16 protein-coding genes are annotated in these 14,811 nt (G+C 74.0%); 10 read left to right on the top strand and 6 right to left on the bottom strand.

Annotated features, from left to right (window positions below; genetic code table 11):
* Positions 1-30: 30 nt before the first annotated feature.
* On the bottom strand, positions 31-846 hold the full coding sequence (locus AC1VWI_RS09070) for a polysaccharide deacetylase family protein (RefSeq protein WP_499510442.1): 816 nt from the start codon (positions 844-846) through the stop codon (positions 31-33).
* A 170-nt stretch (positions 847-1,016) separates the two neighbouring features.
* Between AC1VWI_RS09070 and AC1VWI_RS09075 the strand changes: the two genes are divergently transcribed.
* The gene (locus AC1VWI_RS09075) at positions 1,017-2,189 is read left to right on the top strand and encodes a sensor histidine kinase (RefSeq protein ID WP_499510443.1); all 1,173 of its coding nucleotides are present in this window, start codon (positions 1,017-1,019) and stop codon (positions 2,187-2,189) included.
* Positions 2,177-2,854: a response regulator transcription factor gene (locus AC1VWI_RS09080; RefSeq protein ID WP_499510444.1), complete on the top strand. Its 678-nt coding sequence runs from the start codon at positions 2,177-2,179 to the stop codon at positions 2,852-2,854. Before AC1VWI_RS09075 ends, AC1VWI_RS09080 begins: the two co-directional genes overlap by 13 nt.
* A 7-nt stretch (positions 2,855-2,861) precedes the next feature.
* Here AC1VWI_RS09080 and AC1VWI_RS09085 read toward each other — a convergent pair whose 3' ends face one another.
* Positions 2,862-3,479 carry a TetR/AcrR family transcriptional regulator gene (locus AC1VWI_RS09085; RefSeq protein WP_499510445.1) on the bottom strand — a complete coding sequence of 206 codons (618 nt, stop codon included), beginning with the start codon at positions 3,477-3,479 and terminating at the stop codon, positions 2,862-2,864.
* A 171-nt stretch (positions 3,480-3,650) separates the two neighbouring features.
* Here AC1VWI_RS09085 and AC1VWI_RS09090 point away from each other — a divergent pair, with 171 nt between their 5' ends.
* Complete coding sequence (locus AC1VWI_RS09090) at positions 3,651-4,679, top strand: aldo/keto reductase (RefSeq protein WP_499510446.1); 1,029 nt, start codon at positions 3,651-3,653, stop codon at positions 4,677-4,679.
* A gap of 58 nt (positions 4,680-4,737) precedes the next feature.
* Here the strand turns inward: AC1VWI_RS09090 and AC1VWI_RS09095 are convergent, their stop codons facing one another.
* A complete protein-coding gene (locus AC1VWI_RS09095) occupies positions 4,738-5,352 on the bottom strand; it encodes a flavin reductase family protein (protein ID WP_499510447.1) in 615 nt (204 codons plus the stop codon).
* 34 nt (positions 5,353-5,386) lie between these two features.
* Positions 5,387-5,947, bottom strand: coding sequence for a hypothetical protein (locus AC1VWI_RS09100; RefSeq protein ID WP_499510448.1), 561 nt, complete (start codon positions 5,945-5,947; stop codon positions 5,387-5,389).
* A gap of 36 nt (positions 5,948-5,983) precedes the next feature.
* On the opposite strand from AC1VWI_RS09100, the gene AC1VWI_RS09105 reads away from it, so the two are divergent.
* Both AC1VWI_RS09105 and AC1VWI_RS09110 read left to right on the top strand, forming a co-directional pair.
* Entirely contained in the window at positions 5,984-6,691 is a 708-nt protein-coding gene (locus AC1VWI_RS09105) for a response regulator transcription factor (protein WP_499510449.1), read from the top strand.
* On the top strand, positions 6,688-8,052 hold the full coding sequence (locus tag AC1VWI_RS09110) for a sensor histidine kinase (RefSeq protein ID WP_499510450.1): 1,365 nt from the start codon (positions 6,688-6,690) through the stop codon (positions 8,050-8,052). The genes AC1VWI_RS09105 and AC1VWI_RS09110 overlap by 4 nt, the downstream gene beginning before the upstream one ends.
* Before the next feature lie 39 nt (positions 8,053-8,091).
* Here the strand turns inward: AC1VWI_RS09110 and AC1VWI_RS09115 are convergent, their stop codons facing one another.
* A complete protein-coding gene (locus tag AC1VWI_RS09115; protein ID WP_499510451.1) occupies positions 8,092-8,859 on the bottom strand; it encodes a CAP domain-containing protein in 768 nt (255 codons plus the stop codon).
* Positions 8,860-9,180: 321 nt separating this feature from the next.
* On the opposite strand from AC1VWI_RS09115, the gene AC1VWI_RS09120 reads away from it, so the two are divergent.
* From AC1VWI_RS09120 to AC1VWI_RS09140, 5 genes are all read left to right on the top strand, one after another.
* Positions 9,181-9,666, top strand: a complete 486-nt coding sequence (locus tag AC1VWI_RS09120) for a cation:proton antiporter regulatory subunit (RefSeq protein ID WP_499510452.1) — start codon at positions 9,181-9,183, stop codon at positions 9,664-9,666.
* A gap of 4 nt (positions 9,667-9,670) precedes the next feature.
* The gene (locus tag AC1VWI_RS09125) at positions 9,671-10,891 is read left to right on the top strand and encodes a cation:proton antiporter (protein ID WP_499510453.1); all 1,221 of its coding nucleotides are present in this window, start codon (positions 9,671-9,673) and stop codon (positions 10,889-10,891) included.
* A 71-nt stretch (positions 10,892-10,962) separates the two neighbouring features.
* Positions 10,963-11,910: a sensor histidine kinase gene (locus tag AC1VWI_RS09130; RefSeq protein ID WP_499516751.1), complete on the top strand. Its 948-nt coding sequence runs from the start codon at positions 10,963-10,965 to the stop codon at positions 11,908-11,910.
* Positions 11,911-11,912: 2 nt separating this feature from the next.
* Positions 11,913-12,572 carry a response regulator gene (locus AC1VWI_RS09135; protein ID WP_499510454.1) on the top strand — a complete coding sequence of 220 codons (660 nt, stop codon included), beginning with the start codon at positions 11,913-11,915 and terminating at the stop codon, positions 12,570-12,572.
* 18 nt (positions 12,573-12,590) lie between these two features.
* On the top strand, positions 12,591-12,962 hold the full coding sequence (locus tag AC1VWI_RS09140) for a DUF4259 domain-containing protein (RefSeq protein WP_499510455.1): 372 nt from the start codon (positions 12,591-12,593) through the stop codon (positions 12,960-12,962).
* Between the two features lie 423 nt (positions 12,963-13,385).
* Here AC1VWI_RS09140 and AC1VWI_RS09145 read toward each other — a convergent pair whose 3' ends face one another.
* Positions 13,386-14,705 carry an acyltransferase family protein gene (locus tag AC1VWI_RS09145; RefSeq protein WP_499510456.1) on the bottom strand — a complete coding sequence of 440 codons (1,320 nt, stop codon included), beginning with the start codon at positions 14,703-14,705 and terminating at the stop codon, positions 13,386-13,388.
* Between the last annotated feature and the right edge of the window lie 106 nt (positions 14,706-14,811).

Below are 14,811 nucleotides of genomic sequence, written 5' to 3' on the forward strand. Positions count from 1 at the left end.
GGAACCGGATCGCGCAGCCGGACCGGAACGCTACTGCCGGTAGACCGTGCCGGGGTGCGGTACGGCGGGAGCCATCAGCTCGGAGACGGTGACGAAGACGTAGCCCTGGCGGCGCAGGGCGTCGACGATCCCGGGGACGGCGGGGATCGTGCCCCGGTAGCGGTCGTGGAGGAGGATGATCCCGTCGCGCTTCGTCTGGTCGAGGACCCGCCGGGTGATCAGCGCGGTGTCGGTGGTGGCGTAGTCCTTGGCGGTGACGCTCCACAGCACCTGGGCCAGGCTGAGCTCGCGCATGACCGCCGAGACGTCGTCGTCGGTGCGGCCCTGCGGTGGGCGCATCAGGGTGGGGGCGTGTCCGGTGATCCTGCGGACGTCGTTCTGGACCGAGGTCAGCTCGTCGCTCACCTGCCGCGCGTCCAGTTCCGTGAGCACCTTGTGCGACCAGGTGTGGTTGCCTATTTCGTGGCCATCGCGCGCCATGCGCCGCAGGGTCTGCGGATAGGCCGTGTGGCCTTTCCCCTGGACGAAGAACGTGGCGCGGACCTTCTTCTCCGCGAGAATGTCCAGCAGTTTCGGCGTGGTGGCGCCGGGCCCTCCGTCGAAGGTGAGCGCCACGCATTTCTCGACGGTGCAGTCGGGGGCGGGGCGGTGGCTGCCGGCCCGGTCCGCGCGCTGGGCGGCGGCGCGTGCGTCGGCCGGTGACGTCACTCCGTGGAGGGTGCTGCACCCGCTGATCACGGCGATGGAGGCGACGGCGGCCAGCACGACGGCGACCCGGGTCCCCGGCCGCGCTGCGGCGGGAACTGCGGCCCGGGTGAAACGTCGGGAGAATTTCCTGGGATTCATGGCAGGAAAGGTACGGACCGCGGGGAACCCGGGAATTCGGCTGCGGGTATGCGCCTTTTCCGTTCCAAGGAACGATGCGCACCGGGCGCCCCCATACTTTGGTATAGAAGTCTATCAACGTAGCCCGTATTTTTTGATGCGGACCGGGGACGGCGTTTACGGTTGCGTGCGTGATCGATGTGAGACGGGCCCTGCTCGGGCACCCGCGGCTCGTGGACGCGGGCGTGGTGGCCGGGGCCGCCGGGCTGACGGTGTTCGTCATCCGGGCCCAGGAGTCGGGCCTGTCCGTGTACCCGCAGCTGTCCAGCGGCGCCTTCGTCGGTTCGCTGGTACCGGCGCTGTGGACGGTCCGGGGGGCGGTGTTCCCCCTGCTGGCGTGCGTGGCCCTGTTCTGGCGCAGGCGTCACCCGGTGGCGCTGGCCCTGGTCCTCGTGGCGCTGACGGTCGTCTGGCCCGTGGTCGTACCGCTGCTGGTGGCGCTGTTCACCGTGGCCGCCACCCGCCCGCTGCGCACCACGCTCCGGGTCACCGGCGTGGCCCTGCTGCCCGTGGCGGCGCAGTTCGTCCTGGCCTCGTACACCGGGCCCCTCACCTCCGCCACGGCCGTGTCGGCCGTGGCGTTCGTGGGCGGCGCCGTCGGCTGGGGCCTGTACGTCGCCGGTGTGCGGGAGAGGGCCGCGCGGGCGGAGCGGGAGGCGGACCTGCGCGCCGAGCAGGCCCGGCAGCACGCCCGGGAGGAGATCGCCCGGGAGATGCACGACGTGCTGGCCCACCGGCTGACCCTGCTCAGCGTGCACGCCGGGGCGCTGGAGTTCCACCCCACGGCGTCGCCCGCCCAGGTCGCCGAGGCGGCCGGTGTCATCCGGCAGAGCGCCGGACAGGCCCTGGAGGACCTCCAGGACGTGCTGCGCGTCCTGCGCACCCCCACGGTCAACGCGCACACCGAGCCCCCGCAGCCCGCCGTGGCCGACTTCGGCCGGCTGGTCGAGGAGTCGCGCGCGGCCGGTGCCACCGTCGAGGTGCACCGGGACACGGAGGACCTGGCCACCATGGACCCCACCACGAGCCGGGCCGCGTACCGCATCCTGCAGGAAGCCCTCACCAACCACCGCAAGCACGCCCCGGACGGCCCGCTGCGGTTGTCGCTGACCGGCGGGGCCCGCGAGGGGCTGACCGTCACGGCCCGCAACCCGGTGCCGCAGGAACGCGCCGCACGTCCCGAAGGCGCCGGTCAGGGCCTGGTCGGGATGAACGAAAGGGCGGTCCTGGCGGGCGGCAGCATGCGCCGTACCCTCACCCCCACCGACTTCGCCCTGGAGATCTGGCTGCCATGGACCAGGTGACCCGCGTCCTGATCGTGGACGACGACCCGCTGGTGCGCTCCGGCCTGCACATGATGCTGTCCGGGGCACAGGACGTCGAGGTGGTCGCCGAGGCCGCGGACGGTACGGAGGTCCTGCCGCTGGTCGACGCGCACCGGCCCGACCTCGTCCTGATGGACATCCGCATGCCGCGGATGGACGGCCTGAGCGCCACCGCCGAACTGCGGCGCAGGCCCCGGCCGCCCGAGGTGCTGATCCTGACCACGTTCACCACGGACGGCTACGTCCTGGAGGCGTTGCGAGCCGGGGCGGCGGGATACGTCCTCAAGCACACGCCCCCCGCCCAGATCGTCGCCGCGGTGCGGAACGTCATGGCGGGCGAACCGGTCCTGTCGCCGGCCGCCGTCAAACAGCTCATCGGCGCCGTCACCGCCGCCGGTGACGAGGGCACCGCCGCGCGCCCCGACGACCGGGGCGAGGCGCAGCGGCTGCTCGGCCTCCTGGGGGAGCGGGAGCGGGAGGTGGCGCTCGCCGTGGCACAGGGCAGGACCAACGCCGAGATCTCGGCGTCGCTGTACATGAGCGTCCCCACGGTGAAGGCACATGTGTCCCACATCCTCACCAAGCTCGATCTGAACAACCGGGTCCAGATCGCCCTGGTGGTGTACCGGGCGGGCCTCGCCTGACGGCGGGTCAGTCCGCCTGGTCCGCCTGGTCCGCCTGGTCCGCCTGGCGCAGCCCGGCGACGAGGAGCGCGACCAGGCGGCGCGCGTCGTAGCGGGGATCGCTGTCCGCGCCGATGCAGAGGTTGCCGACGCCGCGCATGAGCGCGTACGCCTCCAGGTCGGAGCGGATCTCGCCGGACGCGGCGGCGGCGTCGAGCAGCCCGGCGCACACGGGCACGAGACGGTCGAGGAAGGAGGCGTGCAGCGTCTCGAAGCCGGCGCTGTCGGACTGCAGCACCGCGGCGAGTCCGTGCTTGGTCACCAGGAAGTCGACGAACAGGTCGATCCACCGCGCCAGCGCGGCGTGCGGGGTGGCGCTGTTCGCCAGCAGGGCGGGTCCGGCCTCGGCGCAGGCGTCGACCTGGTGCCGGTAGACGGCGATGATCAGATCCGCCCGGGTCGGGAAGTGGCGGTAGATCGTGCCCGTCCCGACGCCGGCCCTGGCGGCGATGTCGCGCACCGGCGCCTCCACGCCCGAGGCGACGAAGGCGGCGGCCGCCGCCTGGAGCAGCGTCTCCTCGTTGCGCCGGGCGTCGGCCCGCTTGGACCGCGGCGCCCGCCCCGTGCCCTTGTCGCCGTCCTCCATCACCGCGCACTCCTTCCACGACCGGCCTTGCCAACCGGAACATGGTTCCGTATCGTTAACGGAACAAGGTTCCGTTTGCTCATCATGCCAGGGCGCACGCCCCGGGACCAGCCGTGCGCGCTTCCGCGGCACGCAGCCACCACACCCCCACCCGCAAGGGAGAACACGGTCATGCAGTACCGAACCCTCGGCCGCACCGGTGTGCAGGTCAGTTCCCTCGCGCTCGGCGCGATGAACTTCGGCAGCATCGGGCGCACCACCCAGGACGAGGCCACCGCCCTCGTCGACGCCGCCCTCGAGGCCGGGATCAACGTCATCGACACCGCCGACATGTACGGCGCCGGGGAGTCGGAGGAGATGGTCGGCAAGGCCCTCGCCGGCCGCCGCGACGACGTCGTGCTGGCCACGAAGGCCGGCATGCCGATGGGCGACGAGCGCAACCACCGCGGCAGTTCACGCCGCTGGCTGGTCACGGCCCTGGAGGACAGCCTGCGCCGGCTCGGTGTCGACCACGTCGACCTCTACCAGGTCCACCGGTGGGACCCGGCCACCGGCGACGAGGAGACCCTGTCGGCCCTGACCGACCTGCAACGCGCGGGCAAGATCCGCCACTTCGGCTCCTCGACCTTCCCCGCCCACCGCATCGTGCAGGCCCAGTGGGCCGCCCGCGAGCACCACCTGAGCCGGTACGTCACCGAGCAGCCCGGCTACTCGATCCTGCAGCGCGCCGTGGAGACCCATGTGCTGCCCGTCACCGAGGAGTACGGCCTGGGCGTGCTGGTGTGGAGCCCGCTGGCCTCGGGCTGGCTGTCCGGCGCGGTCCGCGAGGGCCGGCCGGTCACCACCAGCCGCTCCACGTTCCTGCCGGAACGCTTCGACACCGCACTCCCCGCCAACCGGGCCAGGCTCGATGCCGTCGAGAAGCTGGCCGCACTCGCGGCCGAGGCCGGCCTGACCATGGTCCAGCTCGCCCTCGGCTTCGTGACGGCGCACCCCGCCGTGACCGCCGCGATCATCGGCCCCCGCACACCGGACCACCTGCGGGCGCACCTCGCCGCCGCGGACACCGTGCTCTCCGCCGACGTGCTGGACGCGATCGACACGATCGTCGCCCCCGGTCTCGACCTCGCCCCGCACGAGAAGTTCGACACCCCGCCCGCACTGCTCGACCCGTCCCTGCGCCGCCGCAGCCGTCCGTGACGCCCAAGGGCCCGGACCGGACGACCGGTCCGGGCCGGCCGTACGGCCGGGACGACGCTCAGCCCTGGGTGACGCCCGGCCAGTCGGCGTAGCGGATGCGGGAGATCTCCAGGACCTCGCCGGTCGTGCCCCATTCGTCCTTGCCGAGGCGGGCCAGCGGGCGGAGCTTGCGCACGTCGGGGTGGCCCTCGAACATCACGGCCTCGGAGACGGCGGCGTGGACGACGCGGCCGAAGACCACGGTCGAGTCGCCCAGGGTGACCGTGCTGTGCAGTTCGCACTCCAGGGCGACGGGCGAGGCCGCGACGCGCGGCGGCTTGACCGCGCGGCTGGGCTCACGGGCGATGCCGACCGCGTCGAACTCGCTGACGCCGCGCGGGAAGTCGGTGCCGGTGGCGTTGATCTGCTCGAAGAGGTGCTCGGGCGCGAGGTTGACCACGAACTGCCGGGTCTCCTCGATGTTGCGCAGCGAGTCCTTCCGGCCCACCGAGGTGAACTGCACGACCGGCGGGCTGACGCAGGCGACGGTGAAGAAGGAGTGCGGGGCGAGGTTGGCCGTCCCCGCCTCGCTGAGCGTCGAGACCCAGGCGATGGGGCGCGGGACGACCACCGAGGTCAGGAGCTTGTAGAACGGGGTCCGGCCCATGGCCTCGGGATCGAAGTCGATACGCATGGCGCCCAGTATCCCGGTCGCCGTCCGCGCCCGGTCACCAGGACACCTCGCGGATGGTCGCCTTGCTCTGCGGGGTGGTGGTGGCGACGATCTCGGAGCGGTGCCGGTCGCCGGAGAAGGTCACCGTCAGCTGCTGCGCCCCGTCACGCCGGGTGGAGACGGTGAACCCGCTGGCGGGCACGGCGGACACCAGGCACACGGCGTCCTCGCCGAAGCGCACCGAGGCCTGGCCGCCCTGGGACTGGAGGGTGTGGACCCCGGCGCCGCCGGTCCCGCAGTCGACGGGCGTGGCGGACGGGCCGGCGGTGCGGGTGGGGGGCGCGGTGGTGGCCGGCCGGACCGGGGTCCGGGTGGGCCGGCGCACGGTGGGGCTGGGGGTGCGCTTCGCGGCGGGGGACACCGGCGCGGAGCGCGACGGCGAGGGCCGCGCGGGGGACGGGCTGCCGCCGGCGAGCGCGCTCTCGGGGATGTCCCGCGCGACGGGCGGCGTCGGGCGTGTCGAGCCCACCACGAAGCCCACGGTGAGCATGACCGCGGTCACGCTGACCGCGGTGCACGAGAGCCATATGACGACGTAGCGCAGGTACCGGGGCACGCCGCCATCTTTCCCGACCGGCTACTGTCCCTCCACATGGCATCCGTACTCCTGGTCGAGGACGACCCCGCGATACGCGCGCGGCTGGTCGAGGTGCTGACCGCGCACGGCCACATGGTGCACAGCTCGGCCTACGGTTTCGAGGCGTTGCGGCAGGCCGCGCAGCGCCCCCCGGACGCCGTGGTGCTCGACCTCGGGCTGCCGGACCTGGACGGGGTGGACGTGCTGCGGATGCTGCGCGGCATCTCGCGGGTCCCGGTCCTCGTCACGACCGCGCGTGACGACGACAGCGAGGTGATCCGGCTGCTGAACGCGGGCGCCGACGACTACCTGGTGAAGCCGTTCTCCGGGGGCCAGTTGGTGGCCCGTCTGACGGCGGTGCTGCGCCGTTCGGCGATGGCGCCGGCGCAGCCGCAGGGCCCGGCCCCGGAGGGCGCGGCCGGCGCGCTGCGGGTGGGTGGTCTGCTGATCGACGTGCCGGCCCGGGTGGCGTACCACGACGGACGGGAACTACGGCTGACGCGCCGGGAGTTCGACCTGCTGGCCTACCTGGCGGAGCACGCGGACCGCGTGGTGCCGCGCAGCCGCATCCTGGCGGACGTGTGGCAGCAGGCGTACGTGGAGGACCAGACGATCGACGTCCATCTGTCGGCGCTGCGCCGCAAGCTGGGAGAGCGGGCCTCGCAACCCCGCTACCTGCACACCGTGCGGGGCGTCGGCATCAAGCTGGTGACGCCGCGATGAGACGTGCCCTGGCCGGGGTGGCGCTGGCGGTGACGTCGATGGTGGCGCTGTCCTTCCTGATCCCGCTGGCGCTGCTGGTGCAGTCCGAGGCCCGTTCGCGGGCGACCACGGTCGCCGAGCAGCGGGCCGCGGCGCTGGCGCCGGTGCTCGCCCTCACCACGCGGCCCGCGGACGTCCAGCAGGCGGTGGCCGGGCTGGACTCGGGGGACCACCTGAGCGTGCGGCTGCCCGACGGGCAGGTCGTCGGGAAGGTGCACGCCTCCCAGGAGGCCCTGGACCGGGTGGCGGACGGACGGCGGACCGTGGCCACGGACACCTCCGCGGGCTGGGTCTACCTCCAGCCGGTGATCCTGGCCCGGGACCGGGTGGCGGTGGTGGAGGCCTTCGTCCCCCGCGCCGACCTGGACCGGGGGGTGAAGGCGTCCTGGGCGATGATGGCGTTGCTGGCGCTCGGCCTGGTGGCGGGGTCGGTCCTGGTCGCCGACCGGCTGGGCGCGCGCGTGGTGCGCGCCTCGCAGGGTCTGTCCCGCGCCTCGCGCTCGCTCGGCGCAGGGGAACTGGGGATCCGGGTGGAGCCCAAGGGGCCGCCGGAGCTGCAGGAGGCCGGGGTGGCCTTCAACACGATGGCCGACCGGGTCGTCGAACTGCTCGCCATGGAACGGGAACTGGTCGCCGACCTCTCGCACCGCCTGCGGACCCCGCTGACCCGGTTGCAGCTGGAGGCCGAGCGGATCGCCGCGCAGGTCCCCGGCTACCGGGGCGAGGACCTGGAGGCCGCGATCGCGCACCTGGAGAGCGAGCTGGACTCGATCATCGACGCGGCCCGCACGCCGCTGTCGGCCTCGCCCGAGCGCCCGGGCCGCGCGCAGGAGTGCGACGCGTCGGCCGTGGTGCGCGGCCGGGTCGAGTTCTGGTCCGTCCTGGCGGCGCAGCAGGAGCGCGAGTGCCGGCTGGAGGCGACCGCGGAGGCGACCGCGGTCCCGCTCGGCGAGGACGACCTCGCGGCGGTCGTCGACGCGTTGATCGGCAACGTGTTCCGGCACACCGCGCAGGGCACCGCGCTGGCGGTGACGGTGGAGCGGACCGCCGCCCGGACGGTGCTGCTCACGGTGGACGACGCGGGGCCGGGGATCAGCGACCCGGACACCGCCCGGGCCCGCGGGGTGAGCGTCGGCGGCTCCACCGGCCTCGGCCTGGACATCGTGCAGCGGGCGGCGGCCGCCTGCGACGGCGGCATGGAGATCACCAGGGGCCCACTGGGCGGCACGAGGGTGCGGGTGACGCTCGGGCTCGCCGGCGGGCCGCCTGTGGGGGGAAGGAAAGCGGCCCGACGCGCGAGGCGTCACCCGCACCCGGCCTGAGGCCGACCGGCCGCCCCAGCTGACCGGCCGGTCGGCGGTTCAGCGGGGCGTGCCGAAGTCCTGGGTCCACCAGGGACCGTTGGACGACGTGTTCACGCCGACTCCGATCTGCTCGAAGTCGCAGTTGAGGATGTTCGCCCGGTGCCCCTCGCTGTGCATCCAGGCGTCCATCACGGCGGCGGCGGTCCGCTGGCCCACGGCTATGTTCTCGCCGAGGGCCGACCACTGGTACCCGGCCGCCTCGACACGCCCGGCCATGGTGGACCCGTCGGGCCCGGTGTGGGAGAGCTCGCCCGAGCGGGCCATCACGTCCGTGTAGTCCTGGGCGGCCTCGGTGAGCCGGTCCTCCAGCGTCACCGGGCGGCATCCGGCCGAGGCGCGCTCGACGTTGACCAGCCGGACGATCTCCTCGACCACCGAGTCGTCGGCGTCGGAGCGCGAGGGCTGCGCAGCGACCGTCGTCGAGGCCGGTGACGGGGCCACCGTACGGGTCGGCGTGGCGGAGGGCCGCGGGGTGCGGGTGGGCCGCGAGGCCGGCTTGCGCCGCTCCGGGGTGGCGGAGGCGCTGGGGCTCGCGGTCGTCGGGCTCGGGCTCGCGGTCTCCGGGCGCGCGTCGGACGCGACGGGGTCGTCGGCCTCCCGGTCGCCGGCCGCCAGCGAGGCCTCGTCCTTGCCGCCGTTGTTCCCGTACTGCGCACCGACCCCGACCAGGGCGCCCGCGGCGACCGTCGCCACCGCGGCGGCCAGCGGCCAGGACCGCGCCGAGGGGGCGCGGCGGGCGCGGTGTCGTTTCCTGTGGGAACTCATGTGCGGGGTACCTCCGGACGACGGGAACTCCACCGGGCACGTCCGAACGCGGTGTGCCGGGCACTGTGACCCTAGGCGCCCGAGGCGGAGAACTCGCCGGTCGGGAGCGGATCTTCAAGAACACATAAGGCTGCGCTCAGGTAAGGCACCGGTACTCGCGGCCTTTTCCGTTCCGGGTGTGGGAACCGTCACACCGGGCCCGCGATGGGTGTCAGCACCCATATCGGCCCGGTTCGCCCGGATGAAAGGATGCGGATCCATGGGGGGCGAAACGGACGAGCAACCGGGCGGCGGCACGCCGTCCGTGAAGGGAACCGAGCTGTGCCTGCTCCGCGGATGAGCACGACACCATTGCCGGGCATCGGTGTCCGGTACGACCTCACCACGCGGGACCGGCGTCATCTGTCGGTGGTCGCCCACCGCGACGGTTCACGGACGGTGAACGTGTACCGGGCCGACGACCCGGACGCGTGCGCGCAGTCGCTGCGGCTGACCGGGCCCGAGGCGATGTCGCTGATCGACGCGCTGATGCCGACGCACCACAGCCCGAACCTGCTGCACACGACCGACCTCGGTCTGGTCGCCGAGCGCATCGAACTGCCCGTCACCTCGTACTGGAACGGCCGCCTGCTCGGCGAGACGCGGATGCGCACGGACACCGGCGCCTCCATCGTCGCCGTGCTGCGCAGGGCCGACGCGATCCCCTCCCCCGCACCGGACTTCCGCCTGGCCGGCGGCGACACCATGATCGTCATCGGCACCCGTGAGGGTGTCGAGGCCGCCGCCGCGATACTCGGGCGGGAGTGAGTCCTTGCACTCCGCGGTCTTCCTCATCGAATTCGGCGCCATCATCCTCGGTCTCGGCCTGCTGGGCAGGGTCGCCGGGCGGTTGCGCTTCTCCCCCATCCCCCTCTACCTGCTGGCCGGGCTCGCCTTCGGCGAGGGCGGGATCCTGCCGCTGGGCACCAGTGAGGAGTTCGTGGCGATCGGCGCCGAGATCGGCGTCATCCTGCTGCTGTTGATGCTCGGCCTGGAGTACACCGCGAGCGATCTGATCGGGAACCTGCGGACGCAGTACCCGTCGGGCCTGGTCGACATCGCGCTCAACGCCCTGCCCGGCGCGGTCGCGGCGCTGCTGCTCGGCTGGGGCCCGGTGGCCGCGGTGGTGCTGGCGGGCGTCACCTGGATCTCCTCCTCCGGGGTCATCGCGAAGGTGCTGGGTGACCTCGGGCGGCTCGGCAACCGTGAGACGCCGGTCATCCTGAGCATCCTGGTCCTGGAGGACCTGGCGATGGCGGTGTACCTGCCGATCCTCACCGCCCTGCTGGCCGGGGTCGGCTGGGCGGCGGGCAGCGTGACGCTGGCCGTGGCGCTGGGCGCCGCGGGCCTGGTGCTGCTGGTCGCGGTCCGCTTCGGGCGCGTGATCTCCCGGTTCGTCTCCAGCGACGACCCGGAGAAGCTGCTGCTCGTCGTGCTGGGCCTGACGCTGCTGGTGGCGGGCATCGCCCAGCAGTTGCAGGTGTCGGCGGCGGTGGGCGCGTTCCTGGTCGGCATCGCGCTGTCCGGCGAGGTCGCCGAGGGCGCCCACTCGCTGCTGAGCCCGCTGCGGGACCTGTTCGCGGCCGTGTTCTTCGTCTTCTTCGGTCTGCACACCGACCCGGCCAGCATCCCGCCGGTCCTGCTGCCGGCACTGGCGCTCGCGGTCGTCACCGCGCTCACCAAGATCGCCACCGGTTACTGGGCGGCGCGGCGCGCCGGGGTCGCCGTGCGCGGCAGGTGGCGGGCGGGCGGCGCGCTCGTGGCGCGGGGGGAGTTCTCCATCGTCATCGCGGGGCTGGGGGTCACGGCCGGCATCGAGCCCGCGCTGGGCCCGCTGGCCACGGCGTACGTGCTGCTGCTGGTCGTCTTCGGCCCCCTGACGGCCCGCTACACCGAGCCGCTGGCCCGGGCACTGGCCGGGCGCCGCGCCCCGGCGGGGCTGACGAGCGGCTCCGAGCCGGAGCGCACCCCGTCCCCCGTCGCCGGGGACTGACCGCGCGCGCCCGTTGTCCGTTGCCGGCTGTCCCCCGGTTCCCGCTTTCCCCTGAGAGGAGGCCCGTGGCCGTGTCGCTGTTCTGGCGGATCTTCCTGCTCAACGCCGCCGTGCTGATGGTGGCGACGATGCTGCTGCTGGGGCCGGTCACGGTCTCCTCCCCCGTCCTGCCGGCCGAGGCGGCGGTGGTCGTGGCGGGTCTGGTCGCGATGCTGGTCGCCAACGCCGTGCTGCTCCGGGTCGGGCTGGCGCCGCTGCGCCGGCTGACCCGGGCCATGGCGGCGGCGGACCTGCTGCGTCCCGGGCGCCGGCCGGCCGCCGCCGGGCACGGCGAGATCGCCGAACTCATCACGACCTTCAACACCATGCTCGACCGGCTGGAGAGCGAACAGGCCGCCGGCAGTGCCCACGTGCTCTCCGGCCAGGAGGCCGAGCGGCAGCGCATCGCCCAGGAGCTCCACGACGAGGTCGGGCAGACGCTCACCGCGGTGCTGCTCCAGCTCAAGCACGTCACCGAACTCGCGCCCGGCCCGCTGCGCGAGGAGCTGCACCAGGTCCGCGAGACCACCCGCGCCGGCCTGGAGGAGATCCGCCGCATCGCGCGCCGGCTGCGGCCCGGAGTCCTGGAGGAACTCGGCCTGCCCAGCGCCCTGCGGGCGCTGACCGCCGAGTTCACCTCCCCGGCACTGGCCGTGCGCCACCGCCTCGACCCGCACCTGCCCGCCCTGGACGAGCAGACCGAGCTGGTCCTGTACCGGGTGGCCCAGGAGGGCCTGACCAACACCGCGCGCCACGCGGGCGCCGGCCGGGTCGACCTCCTGCTGGAACGTACCGCCACCGCTGTGCGCCTGACCGTCCGCGACGACGGCAAGGGCCTCGGCGCCGCCCCGGAGGGCGCCGGGATCCGGGGGATGCGCGAACGCGCCCTGCTCATCGGGGCGCGGCTCACCCTCCGTCCGGGACCCGACGGCGGCACCGAGGTGCGGCTCGACGTACCCGCCCGCGAGGAGGACCACTGACCGTGCCCGACGCGGCGAAGACCCGAATCCTGCTCGCCGACGACCACGCGCTGGTACGCCGCGGCGTACGGATGATCCTCGACGACGAACCGGACCTGACCGTCGTCGCGGAGGCCGGGGACGGCGCCGAGGCCATCGAGCAGGCCCGCGCCCACGAACTCGACCTGGCCGTCCTCGACATCGCCATGCCCCGCCTCACCGGGCTCCAGGCGGCCCGCGAACTGTCCCGGCTGCGGCCCGGACTGCGCATCCTCATGCTGACGATGCACGACAACGAGCAGTTCTTCTTCGAGGCGCTGCGCGCCGGGGCCAGCGGCTACGTCCCGAAGTCCGTCGCCGACCGGGACCTCGTGGAGGCCTGCCGCGCCGCCGTGCGCGACGAGCCGTTCATCTACCCGGGCGCGGTCACGGCGCTGGTGCGCAACCTCCTGGAACGCGCCCGGCAGGGCGAGCCGCTGCCCGCGCGGGCCGTCACCGACCGGGAGGAGGAGATCCTGAAGCTGGTCGCCGAGGGCCACACCTCCAGGGAGATCGGGGACATCCTCTTCATCAGCGCCAAGACGGTCGAGCGCCACCGTGCCAACATCCTGCAGAAGCTGGGCCTGCGCGACCGCCTGGAACTCACCCGGTACGCGATCCGGGCCGGGCTGATCGAACCCTGAGCGGAGGAACGAGGAACGATGGGCGGTTGGGGCAGCGGCAACTTCGACGAGGACACGGCGGCGGACCATCTGTCCCTGCTCACCGGGCGGCTGGTCCGCGAGGTCGAGGACGCCGTCGCCGGCGCCCCCGGGACGCTGGAGCCCGACGAGTACTGGGGCGTTGCCGTCCCCTGCAACGTGGAGCTGCTGCACCTGATCGCCACCCAGGGCTGGGCGGGCGCGGTGCTCCCCGCGGCAGCGACGGTCCGGCGGTGGAAGGCGGCCTTCCTCGCCGCCTGGGACGGGGCGATCGACGACCTGGCCCCCTCTCCGGAGCACCGCGCCGAGCGGCGTGCGGTCCTCGTCCGCACCTTCGACGCGTTGGCCGAACTCGCCGGACGCAGGACCTGACCACCGCACGCGCCGAGCGCCGCGTCCAAGCGGGCGGGACAGGCAGGACGGGGCGGGGCGGGGCGGGGCTGGTTGTACGGCGGCTTCGGCGGCGGGGCCGCCTTGCCGGCTCCCGGAACCGCCGCGCAGCGGTCCAAGCCCCGGCTCCGGCCGGAGCAGCCGTCGGACCGCTGCGCTACCACGAGGGGGCGGTCGGACCCCGCGGGACGTCCACGACACCCGGCCCGCCACGAAGATGACATGGCGTCATGCGACCGCGCCGGCGACCCAGGAGGCCACCGTGCCGCGGGCCAAGCCGCGGGGCTGGACGGCACACCCGCCGGACCGCTGCGCTACCCGCGCCCAGTCGGACCACCGCAAGGGCCACCACAGAGGCCACCACGATCCACGCGGCGAACCCGCCGCCCGGCGGCAAGGGCGGCGTCAGGCGGCCTCTTCCGCGGGGGTCCCCGGTTCCCCCTGACGGGTCGGGCGTGCCGCCGGGCGGCGGGGCAGCGCCACAAGGGCCGCGCCGAGGGTGAACGCGAGGGCGGGCAGAGCGGGGAACCGGCCGTCGGGGGCCAGGCCGTGCACCGACCAGTAGGCGAGGGCGGCCGTGCTGCAGGCCAGTCCGGTCCACAGCAGGGCGGGGCGGTCGTAGCGGGCGTCGGCCGACGGGGCGACGGCGCCGGACAGGCGGGCGAGCGCACGCTCCAGCGGCCGCAGTGCGACCAGCACGCCCGCCAGGAACACCGCGAGCACCAGCATCCAGGGCACGCGCAGCGCCCACCAGGCAGCGCTGCCGAAGGCGGCGTCGGGGGCGAGGCCGAGCAGGTAGAACACGGCGGCGAGCAGCACGGGCAGCATGTGCCACAGGTACAGGGTCATGCTCGCGCCGCCGAGGAACCCGACGGCACGTCCCATGCGTGCGCCCTCCAGTGCCCGCCGGACGGCCGGCGCGGCCAGCAGGCATGCGCCGGCCTGGGCCACCACCCAGGCCAGCATCGCCGGCGACGGGGGGTCGGTGTTGCCGACCGTCTCCCCGGTGACCCGGATCAGGCTCACCGGGTACGGCCCGAGGGTGATCAGCGCCGTGAAGGCCAGCGCGCCCGCGGCCGCCATCGCGGCGGCGGGCAGGCGCGTCAACTGCCCGTCGCGCGAGCAGAACCCGAGCTGGTACGCCACTCCCCAGACCAGGACGTAGTCGACCAGCCCGGCGGAGGCCGGGGCACCCGCCGTCACCGATGCACCCGCCGCCACCGCGACCGCACCCATCGCCACCGGGACCCGCGGCCCCCAGCGCCGGTGCGCCGCGTGCAGCACCGGGGTGAGGGCGCTGAGCAGCAGGTACACCGGGAGGAACCAGAACTGCATGGCCATCGCCCATCCCGCGAGCTCGAGCGTGCGCCGGTCCACTCCGGCCGCCGAGCAGATCGCGACCGCGAGCAGCACCAGCCCGCAGTAGGCGGCCGCGGGCAGCAGCAGGCGCAGGGCCCGCCGCGCCACCCAGGGGGCCGCCGTACCTCCCGCCGCCCGGGTGCGGGCCCAGGAGCCGCCCGCCGCGTGGCCCCCGGCGAGGAAGAACAGCGGCATGATCTGGAAGCCCAGGGTCAGCCACTGCGTCCAGCGGATCTCCGCCAGGAGCTCGGGCGCCACGATGCCCCCGCCCGGCTCCCGGACGAGGGCGGTGATCAGCCAGTGGCCGAGCACGACCATGCAGATCGCCAGGGCCCGCAGGAAGTCGACGTACCGGTCTCGCTCCATGCCCGGTCATGCTGCCCCACCCCCGTCCGTGGCGCCGCGGTTGGCCCCGGCCGCAACCGATTCGTACCCGCAGCGCAACCTGACCGGGTAATTCGCTTGCGGGGCC

The organism is Streptomyces sp. TOM-9, assembly GCF_056858595.1.

Bases quoted from the DNA above. Each gene is read 5' to 3' on its own strand.
- AC1VWI_RS09105 (WP_499510449.1), top strand. From the start codon at position 5,984: ATGGCATCCGTACTCCTGGTCGAGGACGACCCCGCGATACGCGCGCGG.
- AC1VWI_RS09140 (WP_499510455.1), top strand. From the start codon at position 12,591: ATGGGCGGTTGGGGCAGCGGCAACTTCGACGAGGACACGGCGGCGGAC.
- AC1VWI_RS09080 (WP_499510444.1), top strand. From the start codon at position 2,177: ATGGACCAGGTGACCCGCGTCCTGATCGTGGACGACGACCCGCTGGTG.
- AC1VWI_RS09085 (WP_499510445.1), bottom strand. From the start codon at position 3,479: ATGGAGGACGGCGACAAGGGCACGGGGCGGGCGCCGCGGTCCAAGCGG.
- AC1VWI_RS09090 (WP_499510446.1), top strand. From the start codon at position 3,651: ATGCAGTACCGAACCCTCGGCCGCACCGGTGTGCAGGTCAGTTCCCTC.
- AC1VWI_RS09070 (WP_499510442.1), bottom strand. From the start codon at position 846: ATGAATCCCAGGAAATTCTCCCGACGTTTCACCCGGGCCGCAGTTCCC.
- AC1VWI_RS09145 (WP_499510456.1), bottom strand. From the start codon at position 14,705: ATGGAGCGAGACCGGTACGTCGACTTCCTGCGGGCCCTGGCGATCTGC.
- AC1VWI_RS09115 (WP_499510451.1), bottom strand. From the start codon at position 8,859: ATGAGTTCCCACAGGAAACGACACCGCGCCCGCCGCGCCCCCTCGGCG.
- AC1VWI_RS09095 (WP_499510447.1), bottom strand. From the start codon at position 5,352: ATGCGTATCGACTTCGATCCCGAGGCCATGGGCCGGACCCCGTTCTAC.
- AC1VWI_RS09110 (WP_499510450.1), top strand. From the start codon at position 6,688: ATGAGACGTGCCCTGGCCGGGGTGGCGCTGGCGGTGACGTCGATGGTG.